15 protein-coding genes and 1 pseudogene are annotated in these 21,122 nt (G+C 68.9%); 10 read left to right on the top strand and 6 right to left on the bottom strand.

Translation table 11 applies throughout. From position 1 onward, the window contains the following. Nucleotides 1-106 (top strand): annotated as a pseudogene (locus MKK67_RS13880) (DUF3750 domain-containing protein); the annotation flags it as partial. A gap of 174 nt (nucleotides 107-280) precedes the next feature. Here the strand turns inward: MKK67_RS13880 and MKK67_RS13875 are convergent. Together MKK67_RS13875 and MKK67_RS13870 are read right to left on the bottom strand one after the other, a co-directional pair. Next, nucleotides 281-1,396: a tlde1 domain-containing protein gene (locus tag MKK67_RS13875; RefSeq protein ID WP_243965613.1), complete on the bottom strand. Its 1,116-nt coding sequence runs from the start codon at nucleotides 1,394-1,396 to the stop codon at nucleotides 281-283. Between the two features lie 236 nt (nucleotides 1,397-1,632). Next, complete coding sequence (locus tag MKK67_RS13870; protein WP_243965616.1) at nucleotides 1,633-2,415, bottom strand: lytic transglycosylase domain-containing protein; 783 nt, start codon at nucleotides 2,413-2,415, stop codon at nucleotides 1,633-1,635. A gap of 789 nt (nucleotides 2,416-3,204) precedes the next feature. On the opposite strand from MKK67_RS13870, the gene MKK67_RS13865 reads away from it, so the two are divergent. Beyond that, a complete protein-coding gene (locus MKK67_RS13865) occupies nucleotides 3,205-3,891 on the top strand; it encodes a class I SAM-dependent methyltransferase (protein WP_091861572.1) in 687 nt (228 codons plus the stop codon). 51 nt (nucleotides 3,892-3,942) lie between these two features. Beyond that, a complete protein-coding gene (locus MKK67_RS13860) occupies nucleotides 3,943-4,554 on the top strand; it encodes a hypothetical protein (RefSeq protein ID WP_243965611.1) in 612 nt (203 codons plus the stop codon). A 170-nt stretch (nucleotides 4,555-4,724) separates the two neighbouring features. Here MKK67_RS13860 and MKK67_RS13855 read toward each other — a convergent pair whose 3' ends face one another. Then, nucleotides 4,725-6,416 carry an aminotransferase class III-fold pyridoxal phosphate-dependent enzyme gene (locus MKK67_RS13855; RefSeq protein ID WP_243965609.1) on the bottom strand — a complete coding sequence of 564 codons (1,692 nt, stop codon included), beginning with the start codon at nucleotides 6,414-6,416 and terminating at the stop codon, nucleotides 4,725-4,727. A 32-nt stretch (nucleotides 6,417-6,448) separates the two neighbouring features. On the opposite strand from MKK67_RS13855, the gene asd reads away from it, so the two are divergent. Next, nucleotides 6,449-7,348, top strand: a complete 900-nt coding sequence (asd, locus tag MKK67_RS13850) for an archaetidylserine decarboxylase (RefSeq protein WP_243965608.1) — start codon at nucleotides 6,449-6,451, stop codon at nucleotides 7,346-7,348. A 9-nt stretch (nucleotides 7,349-7,357) separates the two neighbouring features. On the opposite strand, the gene MKK67_RS13845 is transcribed toward asd, so the two are convergent. Then, nucleotides 7,358-9,025, bottom strand: a complete 1,668-nt coding sequence (locus MKK67_RS13845) for a methyl-accepting chemotaxis protein (protein WP_243965607.1) — start codon at nucleotides 9,023-9,025, stop codon at nucleotides 7,358-7,360. A 723-nt stretch (nucleotides 9,026-9,748) separates the two neighbouring features. Between MKK67_RS13845 and MKK67_RS13840 the strand changes: the two genes are divergently transcribed. From MKK67_RS13840 to MKK67_RS13820, 5 genes are read left to right on the top strand one after another with little or no spacing between them, the layout of a single operon-like run. Then, nucleotides 9,749-10,666 (top strand): ABC transporter ATP-binding protein, encoded by a 918-nt coding sequence (locus MKK67_RS13840; RefSeq protein WP_409568399.1) that lies wholly within the window; start codon nucleotides 9,749-9,751, stop codon nucleotides 10,664-10,666. Then, nucleotides 10,663-11,556 carry a branched-chain amino acid ABC transporter permease gene (locus tag MKK67_RS13835; protein WP_313899020.1) on the top strand — a complete coding sequence of 298 codons (894 nt, stop codon included), beginning with the start codon at nucleotides 10,663-10,665 and terminating at the stop codon, nucleotides 11,554-11,556. The genes MKK67_RS13840 and MKK67_RS13835 overlap by 4 nt, the downstream gene beginning before the upstream one ends. Nucleotides 11,557-11,560: 4 nt before the next feature. Next, entirely contained in the window at nucleotides 11,561-12,595 is a 1,035-nt protein-coding gene (locus MKK67_RS13830) for a branched-chain amino acid ABC transporter permease (protein ID WP_243965605.1), read from the top strand. A gap of 51 nt (nucleotides 12,596-12,646) precedes the next feature. After that, on the top strand, nucleotides 12,647-14,005 hold the full coding sequence (locus MKK67_RS13825; protein WP_313899019.1) for an ABC transporter substrate-binding protein: 1,359 nt from the start codon (nucleotides 12,647-12,649) through the stop codon (nucleotides 14,003-14,005). Then, nucleotides 14,002-14,790: an ABC transporter ATP-binding protein gene (locus MKK67_RS13820; protein ID WP_243965603.1), complete on the top strand. Its 789-nt coding sequence runs from the start codon at nucleotides 14,002-14,004 to the stop codon at nucleotides 14,788-14,790. The genes MKK67_RS13825 and MKK67_RS13820 overlap by 4 nt, the downstream gene beginning before the upstream one ends. Before the next feature lie 91 nt (nucleotides 14,791-14,881). On the opposite strand, the gene MKK67_RS13815 is transcribed toward MKK67_RS13820, so the two are convergent. Both MKK67_RS13815 and MKK67_RS13810 read right to left on the bottom strand, forming a co-directional pair. After that, nucleotides 14,882-17,614 (bottom strand): molybdopterin-dependent oxidoreductase, encoded by a 2,733-nt coding sequence (locus tag MKK67_RS13815; RefSeq protein WP_243965602.1) that lies wholly within the window; start codon nucleotides 17,612-17,614, stop codon nucleotides 14,882-14,884. After that, nucleotides 17,611-18,438: an FAD binding domain-containing protein gene (locus MKK67_RS13810; protein ID WP_243965600.1), complete on the bottom strand. Its 828-nt coding sequence runs from the start codon at nucleotides 18,436-18,438 to the stop codon at nucleotides 17,611-17,613. The genes MKK67_RS13815 and MKK67_RS13810 overlap by 4 nt, the downstream gene beginning before the upstream one ends. Before the next feature lie 973 nt (nucleotides 18,439-19,411). Between MKK67_RS13810 and MKK67_RS13800 the strand changes: the two genes are divergently transcribed. Then, nucleotides 19,412-20,896 (top strand): PAS domain S-box protein, encoded by a 1,485-nt coding sequence (locus MKK67_RS13800; protein ID WP_243965614.1) that lies wholly within the window; start codon nucleotides 19,412-19,414, stop codon nucleotides 20,894-20,896. Nucleotides 20,897-21,122 lie beyond the last annotated feature (226 nt).

Here is a 21,122-nt window from a genome sequence, read left to right as displayed (position 1 = left end):
CGCCTGGGTCGAGGGTCTGGAGCTGAACCTGCTCGGTGGCGTGGCCGGGATCGACCTGCGCCGCCCGGGGATCAAGCTGCCGGCCATCGGGCGCGTGGGGATCTAGCGCATCATCCCGAAAGGTGGCCGCCGGCTTTCGGGAAAAAGATGATGCGCAACCAAGGACCTACAGCATCGCGCCGAGTCCGATATCGGCACGATGCTGCAAGGCGCCGACCGACGGGGACGGCTTCGACGGCAGGACGGCCAGCGGCGGCCTGGTTCATCCGTCCGCCCAGGCTCAATTGCCGTTGCGAGCCATCTGGGTCCGGATGGGGCTCGCGGCGAGGCTCGGCAGCGGATCCTGGGTGCCGGCCACGACCACGAGGCGCTGGACCTCGCCGCGGAGGAAAGCCTGCAGGAACCGGTCGTAGTCGCGAAACGAGACGCAGCCATTCGAATCGCCGCGCGGGCCAAGCATGAAGGTATGGGCCAGCAGCCCGACGCGACCGTAGACGGCCTCGTTGCCGCCGACCGGCGTGAGGCGGATCGCCCGCACCCCATGGAACAGCTGCTCCCGCTCCGTCAGGTCGTAGGTGCCGGGCGGCGTCGGGCCGCGCATCCGCACGTTCACCAAGCGCGGCTCGTCGAGACCCTCGCCGAGGCCGGAATGCGCCTCAAGGCGCTCGCCGTTCGGCAACGTCACGACGCGGGCCACGATATTGTAGACCGCCGTTCCGGCCGTCGGGCGCGCATCCGTGGGGGCGAGCGGCGGCGAGATGCGCCGCTGCGGAACGAGATCCGCCGGACGGCTCTCGAGGGCCGCATAGGCGAGCGCCGGGGCGCGTTCGACGCCGAACAGCTTTTCCAGGAATGAGCGATCATCGTCCCGGGGCGGAACCGGCACAGGGGACATTTCGCGGCGGGCGATCCGCCGTTCGGCCCTGCGGGCGACATCGGGCGCTCGCGTGGATCGAAATTCGGGAGGGCGCGGGACCGGGAGGGGCACGGTCATCGCCGTGCGCGGCGGTTCAGCGTTCTGAACCTCCGGGGCCGGCGCGGCGTCCGGGATCTGCGGCGGCGCGGGCGGGTCGATCTGAGCCCAGGCCCAGCGCGAGAGGGGGCCGCCAGTGACATCGCGCCAGGCCTCGGTCGCCGGGGGCTCCGGGTTCGCCGCCAGGGCCACGGTTTCGGTCGGTGATTCGGCTGTCGTGGCCAAGCTATTGGGGCTGACCCGATCGGGGCTGACCGGATCGGGGCTGACCAGGGTGATGGCCGGCGGGCGTCCCGGATGCGGGAGACCGCTTCCGAGGGCGGCCAGAGACACTGCGGCGATCAGGACCGCCAGGGGGGCGGCGCAGGAGCCACGGGCTATCCGGGTGGTGGAGCCGTCCAGGGGCGTGGTGTCGATAGCCATGCGGGCGCCCATGCTCTCGTCGCGGAGCGGGCGCCTGCCGGATCATCGGCGCTGCGGCTCGGAGAAGCCCACAGCGCGTATCGATGGGCCGGCCGGCCCCGCTGGGAGGAAACAGCGGGGCCGGGCCGGCTTTTCTGGGGCAGCGGCGTGGTCGATTGAGGATCGATCAAGACCATTTTCGGGCGGATAAAGGTTTCGCGCTCGAGATCCGGGGCGCGTCCGCCTGCGAATAGACTTCAATCGTTGTCGATTTGCTTTCCGAGCTGCGCGATCGCCCGCTCGTAGACCGACGCGGCATTCCAGCCCTGGATCGCCACGAAGTTCGGCTCGCCGGGCTGGTAGCCGGCGCCGGGGCGCCAGCCGTGTGCCTTCAGGAAGTTCGCGGTCGACGACAGGGCGGCGCCGACATTGTTCAGGTCGCCGGTGCCGTAGGTGAGGACGTTCTTCGGCAGGAACTGCGTGTGGCCGACCTCGCCGTGGGCCGCGCCGCGGGTGCTCGCCGACAGCAGGCCCCGGTCGACCAGGGTCAGGGCCGCGTAGAGCTGGTCCGTGAAGTATTCCGAGCGCCGGCAATCATACGCCAGGGTCGCGACCGCCGAGAGGGTGTTGACGTTGCCGCGGACCGCGCCGAAGCCGGTCTCCATGCCCCAGATCGCCAGCAGCGGGCCCGGGGGAACGCCGTAGCGCTGCTCGATCGACTCGAACAGGGCGGCGTTGGTGCGCTTGAGCTGACGTCCCTTCGACACGATGGTCGGGCCGCCGCGCTTGGCGAGGAACTGCTCGAGAGACAGCTTGAAGCTGCGCTGGCCTCGGTCGGCCGAGATCGTGGCGGTGGAGTAGCTCGTGCCCTCCAGCGCCGCCAGGCTCGCCGCACTGGCCTTGCCGCGCGCCTCCTGGGCGAATTCCCGCTTCCAGGCCTCGAACCCGGCCGCTGTGTTGCCGCACTGCGCGGCCTCCGCCCGCCCGGCCATGCCGGCGAGCCCGGCGATTGCCGCCACAGCAAGGGTCATACGCCGCATTTGTTCGATCACGCGAAACACTCCTTCGGCGCGAAGCCGCGCCATGGTTTTCAACCGAGTACCGGGAAACATCTCGTCGACAACAGGGCGAGATGATGTCGGATACGCCGTCCGCCGGCAGTGTGGTATTCGGACCATAGCGTAGGCCCGCACATCCGCTGAGACGTCCGCGCCTGTGTTTCGCATCATCGTGAACGCGATGATCGGCCGTCGGCGATCGACGCCGTCCGCGCCGTGACAGCGCCCACGGGGCCGTATTCGGATCGACGCATCCATCCGCTAGAGCACACGCCACCGAAGTGGATACCGGTTCGGCGCAGGCGACCTTTTGAAGACGAACAGCGGTGCAAGACCGTGTTCGTTGCCGGCAATTGCTTTGCCAGCGAAGCGTATGTCCGTAAAAGACTCTTTTGTGATGTCACAACATCGTCAAAAGACAATCATAGTTTTGCCGGCGGAAAGATCGCCGCGGAGAAACGGTGTGGGGCCGATGACGTTCCGCTTAGCTTTGCGCCTTCGGCGCCGCCGTTTTTTCTGATCGCGGCCTCACGATGTCTGTGATGTCCTCGGCGGATCGTCCGCATCGAACGACAGACGGCGGCCGCTCGAATCGGGTTGCCGCACGCGGATCAGCGCCACCGAAACCGGCGCCGCTACCGGGGCCTGAACCCAGCGTGGTCCGGATCCGAGCCTGAGCCCGGCCTTCCCCCAGAATCCCGGATCCCTCGGCGTGCGACGCAGCCGGGGAGCGGGTGCCTCAACCTGACAGACAGCGAGAGACAGGACCCTATGGCCCTCGGAACGCAAAGCACCGGTTCGCCGCGGGCGGCGACGCTCGGCCCCGATCTCGATCGCGACGGCGTCGCCAAGGCCTATGGCCGCTGGGCGCCGGTTTACGATCTCGTCTTCGGCCCGGTCTTCGCCCAGGGCCGGACCCTGGCGGCGGCGGCGGCCGAGCGGATCGGCGGCCGCGTCCTGGAGGTCGGCGTCGGCACCGGCCTGTCTCTGCCGGCCTATCGGCGGGCGGCCAGCATCGTCGGCATCGATATCTCGGCGCCGATGCTGGAGAAGGCGCGCAGCCGCGTCGCGCGGCTAGCCCTGCGCAACGTCGAGCGCCTCGCCGTCATGGATGCCGAGCATCTCGATTTCGGGGACGCGTCCTTCGACGTGGTCGTGGCCCAGTACGTCGTGACCGCGGTGCCGAACCCGGAGGCCGCCCTCGACGAGTTCGCCCGGGTGCTGCGCCCCGGCGGCGAGATCGTCATCACCACCCGGATCGGCGCCGAGGGCGGCCTGCGCCGCTTGGTCGAGCACACGCTGATGCCGATCACGAGCCGCCTCGGCTGGCGGACCGAATTTTCCTGGGAACGCTACGCCGCCTGGGCGGCGACCGCCCCGGTGGAGGTCGTCGAGCGCCGGGCTCTGCCGCCGCTCGGCCACTTCTCCCTCATCCGCCTGCGCAAGCGCGACGCCTGAGCGCGCGAGCCTTCAAACCAGCCCACCCACCATCGATCGGAGAAGCACGGCATGGCGAGCTTTCTTGAGGCGCTGCGCGTCCAGCGTTGGGACGACCACCGCTACTACCACCACAACCGCATCAACCAGAGCTTGCACGTGGTCAGTGCCGTGAGCTTCCTGGTGGCCTACGCGCTGGCCTTCAAGGATCCCGCGACGGCGGCGCTGATCGGCTGGCTCCTGGCGATGACGAGCCGGCAGGCAGGCCACCTGTTCTTCGAACCGAAGGGCTACGACCACGTCAACAACGCCACGCACGAGCACAAGGAAGAGATCAAGGTCGGCTACAATCTCCAGCGCAAGATCGTGCTGCTGGCGATCTGGGCCCTGTCGCCGCTGCCGCTCTACTTCGATCCCACCCTGTTCGGCCTGCTCGAGCCGCACCAGACGACCACGGACCTGATCCGCAACGTCGGCTGGATCTGGCTGTGGCTGGCGGGTGCGGGCCTGCTGTTCCGCACCGTGCAGCTGTTCTTCTTGCGCGACGTGCAGACCGGCCTGGTCTGGGCGACCAAGATCCTCACGGACCCGTTCCACGACATCAAGCTCTACCACAAGGCGCCGCTGGCCCTGCTGCAGGGTGAGATGGTCGAGGAGCACGAGCCGCACGAGCACGGCGCCTAAACGTCACCTGGGCATCACCGAGGCGGGGGAGCTCCCGGCTCGGTGATGCCGAGAAAGTGCCGGTTTCAAAAGGTCATCGACCTTTTGCGGGTGCAGGGCGGAGCCCTGCAAACTCGGGGCTGCACGCCCCGAACCCTGCCAAAGGGCCGGGGGCCCTTTGGAAACCCAGATCAGGCCTGGTCCGGCGCCCGGAGGCCGAGACGAGCGCCGAGTTTGCCCAGTCGGATCGCCGCGACCTCGCGCAGGATCGCCCGGCGGATCGCCTTGTCCGTCGGGGCGCCGCCCTCCCACCAGCCATCCGCCCGCATGGCATGCGCCGCCGCCACGAACCGCGCGGCGACCGCCTCGAACGCCGCGTCGTCGTAGGCGAGGCTGAAGATCATCCGGCCGGATCCGACCCAGGACAAAGCCAGCCCCTCGGCACGCAGGTAGAATTGCAACATCCAATTGTAGCGCGACGGCCGCGTGTAGAGGACCGTCCAGACCGTGGACATGTTGGCCACCCGCACCGGCAGCTCGGCTTCCGCCAGCAGGGCGTTCAGCCGCGCGGCCCGGGCATCCCAGGTTGCGTCGAGGTCGCGGTACAGGGCAGCGACCTCCGGTGTCTCGAGCCGATCGAGGAACGCGCTCATGGCGCCCATCACGTAGGGATGCGCGTTGAAGGTGCCGCGGGCGAAGCAGATGTCCACCGGACGGTCGTCCCGGAAGCGCCGCATCAGATCGGCACGCCCGCAGATGACGCCCACCGGCAGGCCGCCCCCCAGGGTCTTGCCGTAGGTCACCATGTCGGCACGCACGCCGAAATACTCCTGCGCCCCGCCTCGGGCGAGGCGGAATCCGAGGAAGACCTCGTCGAAGATCAGCACGATCTTGTTGGCCGTGCAGACCGCGCGCAGCTCCTGCAGCCACTGGGTATAAGCCGCGCGGTCGAAGGAGGCTTTGCGGCCGCTGTCGACCAGGGCGGAATCGGACGGCGCGCCAGCATTCGGGTGCATGGCCTGGAGCGGATTGACCAGCACGCAGGCGACGTCTCGGCGGCTGGAGAGCACCCGCAGCGTCCGCGCGGACATGTCGGAGAGGGTGAGCGTGTCGCTGGTGGGCACCGGGTTGCCGATGCCCGGCTGCACCTCGCCCCACCAGCCGTGATAGGCGCCGCAGAACCGCACGATCCGGCGCCGGCCGGTATGGTAGCGGGCGAGGCGCACCGCCTGCATCACCGCCTCGGTGCCGGACATGTGGAACGAGACCTCGTCGAGGCCCGACAGCGCCTTGAGCCGCGCCACGTTGCCGGTGACCACCGGGTGCAGCGGCCCCAGCACGGGGCCGAGGGCGTTCACCTTCGCGGCGCCGTCCTCCAGGCAGGCGCGGTAGAAATCCACGCCGAACAGGTTGACCCCATAGGACCCGGCGAGGTCGTAGAAGACGTTGCCGTCGAGATCCGTGATGGTCACGCCCTCCGAGGCCGCCGCGAAGGCCCCGGCCCCGAGATGCGCCCGCACGTGCCCGGCATACTGGAACGGCACCCGATACAGGCCGGTGAACTGGAGATCCGAGAGGCCGTCGCGCACGGCCTCGGTCTCGGCCCGGGTGCGGGCGAACCGCGTCCGGTAGAGGTCCGCCAGCCGGGCGAAGCCGTTCTCCCGCCGCAGCGCCACCGTCTCGTCCGGGTCGTCGGAGCGGAAGAAGGCGCGCTCGGAATAGGCGTAGTGCGGGATCAGCGCGGCCACGCGCCGGGCCATCCGGGCGTGACCGGTCAAGGACGGATGCTTGGCCCGCGACAGCTGCAGGCGCTGCGCGGCCTTGGGCAGGGCGATCACCGCGGCTGCGGCTGTGGCGGACAGGGTGGCGAGGAGTGCGGACATCGCCCCACGCCGTATCGGAGGCAATTCACGGCATGATGACGGTTTCGGCGGGATCGCGGCTACGGCGCGCCCTGGCGCAGGTCGGCGCCCAGGAGGATCTGAACTTTCTGCTGACCAACCGGCTGCCGCGCCGGCTCGCCACCCGGTTCATGGGCTGGTTCAGCCGGATCGAGCAGCCGCTGGTGCGCGATGTCTCGATCGCGACCTGGCGCCTGTTCTGCGATGTCGATCTCAGCGACGCCGCCGAGACCCGCTTCCCGAGCCTCCACGCCGCCTTCGTGCGCGCGCTGCGCCCCGGTGCCCGCCCGATCGCCCTGGACCCGACGATCCTGGTGAGCCCGAGCGACGCGATCCTGGGCGCGCATGGCCGGATCGAGGCCGGCCGGCTGCACCAGATCAAGGGCCTGTCCTACAGCCTCGCCGACCTGCTCGGGGGCGACGCGGAGCTGGCCCGTGCCCACGAAGGCGGCGCCTACGCGACCCTCCGGCTGACCGCCGGGATGTATCACCGCTTCCACACCCCCCACGACCTGCGAGTCGAATCGGTCCGGCATATCTGGGGCGACACCTGGAACGTGAACCCGATCGCGCTGAAGCGCGTCGAGGCCCTGTTCTGCCGCAACGAGCGGGCCGTGCTGCGCCTGCGCATCGCCGGCCAGGCCGTGACTCTGGTGCCGGTGGCGGCGATCCTGGTGGCGGGCCTGCGCCTCGGCTTCCTGCCGGCGGGTGTCGCCCTGCGCCGCACGGGCGGCACCCCGCTGCCCTGCACCGCCCGCCTGGAAAAGGGCGCGGAGCTGGGCTGGTTCGAGCACGGCTCCACCATCGTGGTGCTGACCCCGCCGGGCTTCACCCTTTGGCCGACGCTGCGGGAGGGCGACCGCCTGCGGATGGGCGAGCCGCTGATGCGGTTGCCGCAGCGGGACTCGGCGTAACGCTCGGGTTCAGGCCGCCTGGACCTTAGCCAGGAAGTCGGTGACCTCGAGGGTGAGCCGTTCCGACTGGCGGGACAATTCCGCGGCGGCGGTGAGAACCTGCGATGCCGAGGTTCCGGTCTCGCCGACGGCGGCGGTGACGGCGCCGATATTGGTGGTCACCGCCTGCGTGCCCTGGGCCGCCTGGGTGACGCTCCGCACGATCTCCTGGGTGACCGCCCCCTGCTCCTCCATCGACGCCGTGACGCCGACCGCGATGGCTCGCAGTTCCACGATGGTCGCGGAGATCGCTTGAATGGCTTCGACGGCGCGGTGCGTCTCGCCCTGGATGGCGGTGATCTGGTGAGAGATCGTTTCGGTCGCCTTCGCGGTCTGTGCGGCGAGTTCCTTGACCTCGCCGGCCACGACGGCGAAGCCGCGGCCCGCTTCGCCGGCACGCGCCGCCTCGATCGTCGCGTTCAGGGCCAAAAGGTTGGTCTGCGCGGCGATTCCGGTGATCAGTTCGACAACCGCCCCAATCTTTTGCGCCCCATCGGCGAGCCCCTGCATGATGGTGTTGGTCTGGACGGCGTCGGTGGCGGCGCGCTCGGCCATGTCGGAGGATCGGACGATCTGGACATTGATCTCGCCGATCGATGCCGCCAATTCTTCGCTCGCCGCCGCGACGGTCTGCACGTTGGCCGACGTTTGCTCCGCCCCGGACGCGACGCTGAGCGATTGCGCCGCCGTCTGGTCGGCGGTCCGGCTCAGGGCCTGGGCCGTGGCCTCCATCTCCTCCACGGCCGCCGACAGGGTCTCCGTCATCTTCGAGACCTCGGCGCGGAACGTGTGCGTGGCCTCGTCGAGAACCTGGGCGCGGCGATTCTTGGCCTCGTTCTCGACGGCCGCATCCGCGTCCGCCTGGCGCTTGGCGATGAGGGCGTCCCTGAAGACCTGCACCGCGCCGGCCATGGCGCCAATCTCGTCCCGGCGGTCCGCGCCGACGACCGGCGCGTCGAGATCCCCCGAGGCGAGACGGGTCATCCTGCCCGTCATGCCGGTGAGGGGCCGGGCGACCTGCACCAGGACGGTGACGATGCCGTACGCGATGGCGATGATCGCGACGACCAGCGAGGCGACGAGCAGGGCACCCGTCCAGCTCGACGTTGTCTGAGCCTGCTCGAACGCCTCGCGCGCCACCCGGATCTGCAAGGCCGTCAGCTTGCCGAGAGCGGCATGCGTCAGGGTCATCGCATTCAGGAGCGTAGCATGCACGCCGGCATAGGCGCCCATCTGGTTCGCCTCGGCGTGCCGCACGAGATCGGCAATGAGAGCGTCGTTCCGGTCGATCTGCGCCTGAAGGTCCGCCGCGAGGACCTTCTCTTCAGGCGTCAGATAGGTGGCGAGGTAATCGGCCCATTGCCGCTTCACGTTGGCCTGTTCGCGCTGGATAGTCTGAACGCCCGCGCGTGGATCGGTCTTCCCATCCCGCAGGGCCCGCGACGCCTCGACCAGGGCGTCGTAGGCGTCGCGCAAACCGCTGAACTGACCGAGCGGAACGACGCGATCCTCGAAGACCGTCTGCAGGCTTTTCGTGTTCCAATAGAGAGCCAAATTTCCGAGCGCCGTCGTCCCCAACAGCAGTGCGCCCAGGATGGCGAGAAGAGCGACGAGGCGAATTTTTATAGTCAGGCGCATCGACGACGTCCGGTGCAAGGCAATTCGGTTCAGCTATTCTGAAGCCGCGATATCATCAGGCTGATCAATCCGATATGACATTGCAACGCGCGACAATGTCGTGATTTATATCAACTATAGATTGTCTATTTGTTTTGATGATGACAGAACGACATGCTTGATTTTTTAAATAAAATATTTTGAATAACAAACTTTGTAGTCAGCAAAATGTACTCGCACCTGCGCTCAAACGTTCAAGGTATGCGCAGCGATAACGTTTTCGTGTGACGAAAGAATTCCCAACGCTCGTGAAGCATCCGATGCATCACCAGCGCGATCCAATCATGCAACTCGGATCTAAACAAGCGGTGGGGACGCTGGACGAGGATGTCGGTTGCCACGGTCGAGCGATTTAGCGCGAGGTCGGCGGCGGCTCTGATCGCCCGACGCAGGCATGGAGCGGTCCACGCACATCCGTGGGCTTCAAAGCGGCCTCAAGTCACCGGGGTACGGGGAGGAACGGACGATTTTCTTTTCTATGCCGGTACTGTGAAAAACGCGGCTCGAACAACATCAGACAAGAGATAATCCTGCCTTTGACTCGCGTCTCGATGACTAGCTATCGTTAAGTGTCGCACTAAACGCGATGCGACGATGGTCGGTCGACATCTTTAGAGCGACGCCATACTTCTTCACCTTGATGCAGCTCCCGGGCTGGGTCTGCGGGCAGGCACATTCATTCGGATGCAGGATGTCTCACAGCCAATCTTGCCGGTCTCGCGACCGCAGATCCGGTCCAAGGTCGCGCGGCTGAGCGACGCCCGGTCGGCGCGACAAGGCGTTCCGGCACAGGAGGCGGAGCGCACGATCCTGGCGGTCGAGGGGCTGTCGTTGGCCTTCGGTGGCACCGTTGCCTTCGCGGAGATCGATCTTTCCGTGAAGGCGCACGAGATCCACGCCGTGATCGGCCCGAACGGCGCGGGAAAATCGTCGCTGATCAATGCGATCAGCGGCCTCTACGCGCCGCAGGCCGGGCGTGTCCGGATCGGCGACGACGCGTTCGCCCGTGTGCCGAGCGGACGGCTCGCCGCCCTCGGCGTCGCGCGGACCTTTCAGAACCTCGCCCTGTTCGCCGGCCTGAGCGTGCAGGACAATGTCCTGTCGGGACTTGCCGGGGCCCGGAAGGCCGGCCTCGCCGCGCAATTCCTCGGCTTGCCCTCGGCGCGCAGCGAGGCGCGGGCGCATCTGGCCCGGGCCTCGGATGTGATCGCGCTCCTCGAACTCGAGGTGGTCGCCGAACGCCGCGCGGGCAGCCTGCCCTACGGCCTGCAGAAACGGGTGGAGCTGGCGCGTGCGCTGGTCGCACGGCCGCGCCTGCTGCTCCTCGACGAGCCGATGGCCGGCATGACCGCCACCGAGAAGGCCGAGATGAGCGGTTTCATCCGCACGGCGCGGGAGACGTACGGCACGGCGATCGTCCTGATCGAGCACGATATCGGCGTGGTGATGCGCCTGTCCGACCGGGTCACCGTGCTGGATCACGGCCGCCGCATCGCCACCGGCACCCCGGCCGAGATCCAGGCGAACCCGCGGGTCATCGCCGCCTATCTGGGCCTGTCCGACGACGAATCCGGTGACTACGCGGACGAGGACGCCGCGTGAGCCCGGACCTCGCCTTCCTCGTCGAGGTGATCGTCGGCGGCCTGCTGTCGGGCGTGATGTACGCCCTCGTCGCGATCGGCTTCGTGCTGATCTACAAGACCTCCGGCGTGCTCAACTTCGCCCAGGGGGCGATGGTGCTGTTCGCGGCGCTCACCTTCGTGAGCCTCCTGGAGCGCGGGCTGCCCTTCGCCGGCGCCCTCGCGGCGACCCTGGCGGTCATGGTCGTGCTGGGCCTCGCGATCGAGCGGGCGGTGCTGCGGCCCCTGGTGAACCAGCCGCCGATCACCCTGTTCATGGCGACCCTGGGGGTGTCCTACGTCATCGAGGGGGCGGCTCAGCTCGCCTGGGGCACGCAGGTGCATGGGCTCGATCTTGGCATCGACGACACGCCGTTCGAGATCGGCGGCGTGCTGGTCAGCCGGTTCGACTTGTTCGCCGCGGGAATCGCCGGCCTGATGGTCGCCGGCCTCACGGCCTTCTTCCGCTACACCCGAACCGGGCTCGCCTTCCGGGCGGTGGCCGACGACCCGTTCGCCGCCCTGAACACGGGCCTGCGCCTGCCGCGGATCTGGTCGGCCGTATGGATCGCCGCCGGCCTCGTCGCCCTGGTGGCAGGCCTCCTGTGGGGCGCGCGCCTCGGCGTGCAGTTCTCGCTGTCGCTGGTGGTGCTCAAGGCCCTGCCGGTGCTGGTTCTGGGCGGGTTCGACTCCATCGCCGGGGCGATCCTGGCCGGACTGATCGTCGGCGCGGTGGAGAAGCTGTCGGAGGTCTTTCTCGGGCCGTTCATCGGCGGCGGCATCGAGGGCTGGATCGCCTATGTCGCCGCGCTCGCCTTCCTGCTGGTCAGGCCCTCCGGGCTGCTCGGCCTGCGCAACGTCGAGCGGGTCTGAGCCCATGGTCGCCACCCTGACCGTCAGCGCGCCGCGCGCCCTCTGGGCCGGCACCATTGGACTCCTGCTGCTGGCGGTGATCGCCCTCGGGATCGTGCCGCTGGTCGGCTCGAGCTACCTGTACGAGGCGATCCTGACCCCGTTCCTGGCACTGGCGCTCGCCGGCCTCGGGCTGAACCTGCTCACCGGCTATGCGGGCCTGCTCTCGCTCGGTTCCGCGGCCTTCATGGCGGTCGGCGCCTACGCGGCCTTCAACCTGTCGCTGCGCCTGCCGATCCTGCCGCTGCCGATCACGATTCTTGCCGCCGGGCTGGTCGCGGCCCTGGCGGGCGTCATCGCCGGCCTGCCCGCTTTGCGATTGCGCGGCTTCTACCTCGCGGTGTCGACCCTGGCCGTCCAGTTCTTCGTCGCCTGGGCGCTCAACCGCATCGGCTGGCTGTCCAACGACAGCCCGTCCGGAATCGTCACCGCGACGCGCCTCGTCGTGGCCGGCATCTCCTTCGAGGATGCCCGCGGGCGCTACCTGTTCTCCCTTGCGGTGGTCGTGCTCCTGACCTTCGCGGCCTGGCGGCTGGTGCGCTCGCCGACCGGGCGGGATCTGGTGGCGATCCGCGATCACGAGATTGCGGCGCGGATCACCGGCGTGCGGGTGGCCCGCACCAAGCTGCTCGCCTTCGGGTTGTCCTCGTTCATCGTCGGGGTGGCGGGCGTGCTCTGGGCTTTCGCCTATCTGCGGACGCTGGAACCCGCGGGCTTCAACCTCGATCGCTCCTTCCAGATCCTGTTCATCGTCATCATCGGCGGCCTCGGCACCCTGCGCGGCGCCTTCCTGGGGGCGGGGTTCATCGTCGTCTTGCCGCTGATCCTGGCCCGCCTCGGCGCTGCGATCCTGGGCGACGGCTTCGATTCCGGCACCCTCGAAATGTGCCAGCGCATCGTGCTCGGGATCCTGATCGTCGCCGTGCTGATCCGCGAGCCAGCGGGGCTGACAGCCCTCTTCGACCGCGCCGTTCGCCGGCTTCGCGGCCGGGCGGCCTGATGTCTTTCCACCCTCGACGATTGTGAGACGACGATGCGTTCAAGAACCCGCATGCACGCCGCCCTCCTGGCCGGCGCCGCCCTGCTCGGCCTCGCCGGGGGAGCGCGCGCCGACGAGCAGCATTTCCCGCTCCAGAGCTACCGCGTCGGCCCCTACGCCGCCGGCGGCACCGGCTTCTTCGGCGGCTTCATCGACTACCTGAACCTGGTCAACAGCCGCGACGGCGGCGTGAACGGCGTCAAGCTGACTTGGAGCGAGGGCGAGACCCAGTACGAGGTCGAGCGCGGCGTCGAGGTCTACGAGCGGCTGAAGTCGCGGCCGGGCATCGCCGCCTGGAATCCGCTCTCCGTGGGCATCGCCTACACGATGATCGACCGGATCACCGCCGACAAGGTGCCGCTGATCACCATCAACCACGGCCGCACCGATTCCACCGACGGGCGGGTGTTTCCCTACGTCTTCCCGCTGCTGCTCAACCCCTACAGCGAGACGAGCGGCATCATCGCCTATCTCGGCACCCGGGCAGGCGGGCTCGACAAGCTCAAGCGCAAGACCATCGCGGTGCTCTACCACGGCTCGCCCTACGGCAAGGAGACGATCCCGATCTACGAGAAGCTCGCCAAGACCTACGGCTTCAAGGTCGAGCAGATCGAGGTGCCGCATCCGGGCAACGAGCAGCAATCGCAGTGGCTCACGATCCGGCGCCTGAGGCCCGATTTCGTGGTCCTGCGCGGCTGGGGCGTGATGAACCCCGTCGCCCTGAAGACGGCGCAGAAGACTGGCTTCCCGGTCGATCACATCGTCGGCAACGTCTGGTCCAATTCGGAGGAGGACGCGATCCCCGCCGGCGACGCCGCCAAGGGCTACGTCGCGATCACCACCCAGGCGTCCGGGGCGGACTATCCGGTGATCCAGGAGATCGTGCGCAAGGTCTACGAGCCGGGGAACGGCAACCTCGCCGACAGGAAGCGCATCGGCAGCGTCTATCACAATCTTGGGGTGCTCAACGGCATCCTAAACGTGGAGGCGGTGCGGATCGCGCAAGGGCGCTTCGGCAAGCGCACGCTCACGGGCGACGAGGTCCGCTGGGGCTTCGAGCATCTGCGCCTCGACGAAGCCCGGGTGGCCGAGCTCGGCGCCAAGGGGCTATTCCACTCGATCAACGTCACCTGCGCCAACCACGAGGGCGAGGGCCGCGTCACCTTCCAGCAATGGGACGGCGCGAAATGGAAGGTCGTGTCCGACTGGATCGCCCCGGACTGGGCCAGCCTGCGCCCGATCATCGAGGCCTCCTCCACGGCCTACGCCAAGGAGCACGGTCTGACCCCACGCGACTGCGCCGCCGAGGAGCAAGCGGATGCCAGTGCCAAAAACACCTCTGCTGAGCACGCAGCGGCGGAAAGCCGGTGACGGGAGAGCCCGGGAACGCCCTCCTGCGCGTCGAGGCGCTGGAGGCCCGCTACGGCGGTGCGGTCCGCGCGCTCGGCGGCGTCGATCTCCATGTCTCCGTGGGCGAGATCGTGGCGCTGGTCGGCGCCAATGGTGCCGGCAAGACCACCCTGTTGCGAGCCATCTCCAACCTGCTGCCGGCCGTGCGGGGGCAGGTCACGGGTGGGCGCATCACCTTCGCAGGCGCGGATGTCGGACGGAGCCGCACCGACACGCTGGTGCGCCGGGGACTGGTCGGCGTGCTGGAAGGACGCCACTGTTTCCGCGCGCTCACGGTCGAGGAGAACCTCGTGACTGGTGGCCTCGGCCGCGGCGCATCGCGCGCGGAGCTTCGGACGGATCTGGAGCGGGTCTACACGCTATTCCCGCGGCTCCGGAAGAAGCGCACCATCGCGGCGGGCCTCGTGTCCGGCGGTGAGCAGCAGATGGCTGCGATCGGCCGCGCGCTGATGGGCCGACCGCGCCTCCTCGTCCTCGACGAGCCGTCCATGGGCCTCGCCCCGAAGATCGTGGAGGACATCTACCGGATCCTCACCACCCTCAACCGCGAGGCCGGGCTGACGCTGCTGGTGGCGGAGCAGAATGTCAGGCTCGCCCTGCGCCACGCCCACCGGGCCGTGGTTCTAGAGAACGGCCGCAGCGTGCTCGAAGGCAGCGTCGCGGCCCTGCGCGGCCGCGACGACGTGAAGACCTTCTATCTCGGCGCCGGGGTTGCACCGCGGCCGGTAGCCCTCGCCCTGGGGTGATAGGCGGGCGGATGACCGACCGTCCGTGCCGGCCGCTTCAGGTAGCCGGGTCGCTCGATCGGCGAGACCGCGGCCTCTCGCTTGAGATCCATCACCCCTCCCCGCTCGCACCGGCGATCACGGCGCGGAAGATCCTGTCGGGCGCGAATGGCGTGGCGGTGAGCCGGGCCCCGGTGGCGTCGCGGATCGCGTTGCCCAGCGCCGCCGCCACCGGATTGTAGGGCGACTCGCTCATCGATTTCGCGCCGAGCGGCCCGACGCTGTCATGGGTGTTGGCGAACAGCACTTCGGTCTCCGGCACGTCGGCGCAGGCCGGGATGTGGTAGTCGCGCAGCGCCTGTGTGACGACACGGCCGCCTGCGTCGATGGAAAAATCCTCGTAGAGGGCGGCGCCGATCGCCTGGGCGACCCCACCCTCGACCTGACCCCGGCACTGCATCGGGTTGATCACCGTCCCGGCATCAGCGGCGTGGATGCTCCGGAGAATGCGGACCTCGCCACTCACCGGATGGACCGCCACCCGGAACGCCTGGACGTTGAACGCCACAGATCTGGGGCTGCCGTCGGCTTGACCCCGGGCCGCGAGCGGACCGATTTTTTCAAGCGCCAGCGGGCCGCTCGGCGTCGTCACCACGTCGCCCGCGAGCCGGCAGCCATTCGGGTCCGCGCCGGAGAGCTCCGCGGCGCGCTCGCGGATCAACGCCGCCAGCGCTTCGGCGGCGCGCAGCACCGCGAGACCGGCCACCACGGTGCCGGTGCTGCCGTAGGCGCCGGTATCGTGGCCGACCGCATCGGTGTCCGCGCCCGCGACGTCGACGCGGTCCGGCGCGATGCCGAGCGCCGAGGCGGCGATCTGGCGATGGACCGTGGTGGTGCCGTTGCCGAACTCGGCGGTGCCGACCCGCACGGTGACGCGGCCGCCCAGCTCCAGGCTGACTTGCGCGTTAGCGTGGTGCCCGCGGGGCGGGATCGTGTCGATCATGGCCATCGCCATGCCGGCGCCGGCGCACCAGCCGGGTTCCGGCTCGGGCCCGGGATCGGCTTGCAGGGCGCGCTGGACGAGGTCGAGGCACTGGTCGAGCCCGTAGCTGCCATACACCACGTCGTGCGGCTCCAGGCTGTTCGACACCATCGGGTCGCCCGGCCGTACGGCGTTGATCCGCCGCAGATCGAACGGGTCGATGCCGAGAGAGCGCGCGACCTCGTCGAGGGCCGATTCCAGCGCGAAGATCGTCTGGCTCAGACCGTAGCCCCGGAAGGCGCCGGCCGGCACCGTGTTGGTGTAGACGGCGTAGCCATCGACTCTCTTGTTCGGGCAGGCATAGGCGGCCAGCACTTCGTTGCAGCCGTGGTGGATCACGCCGCCGGCATGGTTGCCGTAGGCGCCGGTCTCCGAGAGCACGTCGAGGCTGATCGCGGTGAGCTGCCCATTCCGGCGGGCGCCCACCTTCACGGCGACCTGCATCGGGTGGCGGGTGGTGGTGGCGGTAAACTGCTCCTGGCGGGTCAGCTCCCACATCACCGGGCGGCCGGTGCGCAGGATTGCGAGTGCCACGAGATCCTCGGTGAGCATCTCCTGCTTGCCGCCGAAACCGCCGCCGACCCGGTTGCAAACCACGCGCACGGCGTCGCGTTCGAGGCCGAACAGGTCGCATAGGGCATCGCGGGTCAGGAACGGCACCTGGCTGCTGGTCCGGAGCGTGAGGCGCCCGTCCGGGTCGCGCCAGCCGACGCAGCCGTGGGTCTCCAGGGCGACGTGCTGGACCCGCTGCGACCAGAAGGTTTTTTCGTACACGACATCGGCCGCGGCGAACCCCGCCGCCACGTCGCCGACCTCGCCGTGGACTTCCGCCGCCAGGTTCGGGTGGCGCGTCAGCGGCGGCGCATCTTCGCCCGGCCGGTCGACCGGATCGTGGACTTTTGGCGCGTCGGCGGCGAGGGCCCGATCCGGGTCGAGGAGCGCCGAGCGGACTTCGTAGGTGACGCGCAGCGCCCGGCAGCCCGCCTCCGCGGCCGCGACGGATGCGGCCACCACCGCGGCGACCCGCTGGCCGACGAAGCGAAGGATCGGATCCAGCACCCGCGTGTCGGCCGCGTCGTCGCGCGGATCCTGGTGGCGGCCGGTGGAGAACCGGCCCTGCGGTGACTCCGCATGGGTCAGGACCGCGACGACGCCGGGAACGGCATAGGCGTCCGCGGTGTCGATCGCCACGATGCGGGCATGGGCGTGGGGCGAGCGCAGCACCTTGAGATGGAGCGCGTCGGCCGGCGGCGCGTCGAGGGTGAAGCGGGCGCGCCCGGTCACCACCTGGGGGGCGGCCGGGGCGGGCAGGTTCCGGCCGATCGGATCGCCGCCCTCGGCGGTGTCGCGATGGGCGATCCCCGCGATGGCGTCCCGGATGGCGCGGTAGCCGGTGCAGCGGCAGAGATTGCCCTTCAGGGCGGCGCCGAGGTCCCGCTGTTGGGCCTGATTCAGCGCGGCGGCGGTCATGATCATGCCCGGCGTACAGAACCCGCACTGGAAACCTTGGGCCGCCAGGAAGGCCGTCTGCACCGGATGCAGCGCGTCGGGTGCCGGATACCCCGGCCGGCAACCGCCGCCGAGCCCCTCGATGGTGGTGACGCTGCGCCCCTCGGCCCGGAACGCCGGGAGCAGGCAGCTATGCACGGGCTCGCCGTCGAGATGGATCGTGCAGGCGCCGCAATCACCGGCGTCGCAGCCTTTCTTGACGCCGAACCAGCCGGCCTCCCGCAGATAGGTGCGCAGGCATTGGCCGGGGCGGGGCGCGCCATCGTGCACGTGGCCGTTGATCGTGAGCCTCATGCCGACGCCTCGTCCGCCAGCGCGTCGCGGATCTCTTCGGCGAGGTGCCGGGTCATGTGTTGGCGCCAGTCCGGCGTTCCGTGCACGTCGTCGTAATAAAGCACGTCCGGAATCGCCTCGGTGAGTGCCCGCTTGAGGGCTTCGCGATCCGGCACAGCCGCGAAGGCGAGGCGGAGGGGCCGGCGGATCGAAGCCGTGACGGTGAGCGCGAAGGCGCCGGCCGAATCGCGCGTGCCGATCAGCAGCGCTCCGGAGCGGCCATTCGGGCTCAGGCTGATGCGCCGGAAGGCGGTGCGGCGGGTCAGAGCGGCAGCCGGCAGGACCAGGCTCCGCAGGATCTCCCCCGGGCGAAGCGCATTCCGCTGCGGCCCGAGGACGAAGTCCGTCACCGGCAGATGCCGCTCGCCCCCATCCGGCGCCCAGATCGTGCAGGTCGCCTCCAGGGCCGCGGCCAGGGCGGTCATCGGCCCGGCCGGCAGGGCCATGCACAGGTTGCCGCCGACCGTGGCGACGTTCCAGATCTTGAACGATCCGAGCAGGGCCCGGCAGCATTGCCCGACCAGCGGGGCGGCGATCCAGTCCGGCGGCAATTCGAGCCGGTCGAGCTGGGCGATGGTGCAGGTTGCGGCCAGCGTTAGCCCCTCCACCGTGATCGCGTGGGGCGTCCAGCCGAGCGCCGTCAGGTCGACCAGCCGGCGCGTCCCGGGCTGCGGCTCCGAGAACAGCCAGGTCCCGCCGGCGAGGCAAGCATCGCCGTCTCGCCAATCCGGTAGGTCGGCCCGGCCCCGGGGCCGGAGGACGGTCTCGATCGTGTTGAGGTCCACCGGTCCTCCATGGCCTCCCGTCGACAGGATACCGCTCTGCCTAGCAATATGCCTGCCGAACAAGCACGACGTGCCGATCGACCTGAAGTCGTTCAAGCTAGAGAATCCGGGCACGGTCTTCCTGCCCACCGACGAGCCGCACGGCCGCATCGAAGCGGCGATCGGCCGAAGCGACTGAGCGCGTTTTTTTAGGGTCGCGCCGGCCCGGCAGGAGTTTTCCGCGATTTGAGCGGGGATCCGCGGAGGCCACGCGCTGAACGACGGTCGCTTGGCGGCATCATGGCGTTGGATCGCCGCGCGGGTCGCTCGATCGAATGCCGTCGATCTCTCCGCAGTTCAGCGCTTCCGCGATCGAGCGGGCCGGAGTGTTGCGCTGCTGCGTGGGCAAGCATTCCGGAGGCTGCCCGCGTCAAATTCTCGTGACCACAGCCGCCCACCACCCTGCGAAATGCCGGCGATCAGTGCGCGTCCACGTTGTAGCACCCCGCGATCCCGCGCAGGGCGATCAAGCACATCACGTCCAGACGCGCCCGCCTCGGACAAGGCTTACCCCGGTCGCGGAGACGCAGGGCGTATTCCCGACCTGTCTGAGAGCGCCCCGGACCTCGCGGCCTGCGAATATCACTCATCGAACGCGATGAGACCGGAATTAGGCATCCATGGATGGGAATGTGGCTTGCATAAAGGGGATTTCATTTCCTCCTCGGCCTTCGTCGATCGACGTGGTGCGATAAGAATACAAGACAAATCCCTGCAACCCCTGCGTGCGAAGACGGATCTGTGCTCGGTTATGGTCCGATCGAAATCCGATATGTCGCAGTTTACGCCCGGTTCGTTGATTTAACTCTCAATCAAGACCCTACGGTTACTGCCGCCGGAGGGCGGTCGAACCCGCGGCATGCGAGCCGCCGACCTGACGCAGGGCAGCGCGACCACGCGCCGTGCGTCGGCCCCGGTGCATCTGGAGAACACGATGTTTAATCGCCTGACGGGCGGACGGGACCATCGGGCGAAGCTGGCGGCCTTGAGCCGTTCCCTCGCCACGATCGAATTCGCCCTGGATGGCACGATCCTAGACGCCAACGCGAATTTTCTGGCCGTGATGGGCTACACGCTCGCCGAGATCCGCGGTCGCCATCACAGCCTGTTCGTCGACCCGGCGGAGCGCGAGGGCGAGGCCTACCGGCTGTTCTGGGATGGACTGCGGCGCGGCGCGTTCCAGACGGCCGAGTACAAGCGCATCGGCAAGGACGGGCGTGAGGTCTGGATTCAGGCGACCTACAACCCGGTGCTCGATCGGGCCGGCAAGCCGACCACAATCGTCAAGTTCGCCACCGACATCACTGCCCAGAAGCTGCGCGCCCTCGATCTCGACGGGCAGATCGCCGCCCTGCACCATTCGCAGGCTGTGATCGCCTTCACCCTCGACGGGACGATCCTGAGCGCCAACCAGAACTTCCTCGACGCGGTCGGGTACAGGCTCGACGAGATCGTGGGCCGCCATCACGGCCTGTTCGTGACCGAGGCGGAGCGGTCCAGCGAAGCCTATCGCGCTTTCTGGGCGGCGCTGGCGCGCGGTGAGTTCCAGTCCGCCGAGTATCGGCGGATCGGGAAGGACGGCCGGGAGGTCTGGATTCAGGCGACCTACAACCCGATCAGCGATGGCAGTGGCCGCCCCATCAAGGTGGTCAAGTTCGCCACCGAAATCACCGCGCAGGTCCGCGAGCGCCAGCGCCGGGCCATGGCCCGACAGGCGATCGACACGGATCTCGACGCGATCGGGCAAGCCGTCGAGGACGTCATGCGCCAGACCGGCACGGCGGCCGATACGGCCAACCGGGTGTCCATCGATATCCAGGCTATGGCGTCGGGCGCGGAGCAACTCTCGATCTCGGTGAGCGAGATCAGCCAGCAGGTGAGCCACGCCGCGTCGATCGCCGGCCAGGCCGTGACGCAGACCCAGCACACCGGCGGCATCGTGGCCGGCCTGAGCGATCAGGCCACCCAGATCGGCGACGTGGTCGGGCTCATCGCCGGCATTGCGGCCCAGACGAACCTGCTGGCGCTCAATGCGACCATCGAGGCAGCGCGGGCGGGAGAGGCTGGCCGCGGCTTCGCGGTGGTCGCCTCGGAGGTGAAGGCCCTGGCCGAGCAGACGGGCCGGGCCACCGACCAGATCCGCGGCCAGATCGCCGCGACCCAGTCGGCCACGCGGGAGGCCGTGAGCGCCATCGATACCATCCGGGGTACGATCCGGACGCTGAACGAGGTCTCCTCGACCATTGCCGCGGCTGTGGAGGAGCAATCGGCAGTGACCCGCGAGATGTCCGGCAGCATGCAGACCGCCTCCCACGGCGTCTCGACCATCGCGGCCGGCATGGACACGATCGCCCAGGCCAGCGAGCAGGTCGACCGCGCGACCCGCCAAGTGCGGGAGGCCTCGCGGGCGTTGGGGTGAGAGTTTTGGCGGGGTGGCCGAGGGCGCTTGGCGCGGGGCCGATACGCGCTGCGCCGTGTGATCCGCTGACATCGCCGGAAGGGGCCGGGAACGGTAACCGGGGCAGATATCCGGGCGTTCAGACCGTTGCGGCGTTTCTGACGAGGTCTGGGAGGGGCGGGATCGCGTCACCGTCTGGAATTCCGAGGCGGTCGCCGAGGTAGCGGAAGAACGAGACACGGAGTTT

Origin of the sequence: Methylobacterium sp. J-072, assembly GCF_022829425.1 — a bacterium.
Classification (GTDB): domain Bacteria; phylum Pseudomonadota; class Alphaproteobacteria; order Rhizobiales; family Beijerinckiaceae; genus Methylobacterium.
The sequence above is the reverse complement of the archived record's forward strand: the minus strand, read 5'-3'. Positions and strand labels throughout refer to the sequence as shown.